Raw genomic sequence first — 300 nt, forward strand, 5'->3', positions numbered from 1 at the left:
AGCAAGGATTCGCCCGGCACGGCGGATTTGCCGGTGGCCGGTTGCTCTTTCTGGGACACGGCAAATTCTTTCAGGCGATCGATGTTCAGCTTGGCCAACAACGCCTGGTAGCGGCTGCCGGCGTAGCGCATCGGGTTGCGCAACAGCGCGAGGATCAACGCCGCTTGCTCGACCTGGGTCTGGCCCAATTCAAGGTTGGCCACCAGCAAGGCATCTTGCAGCCATTGCACCAGTTCCGGAGCGAACACCGGGTTGCGCGAAGCGCTGTGCTAGACCCGGGATTGCAGCGCGGCACTCAGT

General features: G+C 62.3%; 1 pseudogene. It reads right to left on the bottom strand.

Annotation, left to right across the window (positions count from 1 at the left end):
* A pseudogene (locus BK665_RS33750) lies at positions 1 to 300 on the bottom strand (type VI secretion system ATPase TssH); the annotation flags it as partial.

The organism is Pseudomonas frederiksbergensis (assembly GCF_003732665.1).
GTDB classification, from domain to species: domain Bacteria; phylum Pseudomonadota; class Gammaproteobacteria; order Pseudomonadales; family Pseudomonadaceae; genus Aquipseudomonas; species Aquipseudomonas frederiksbergensis_G.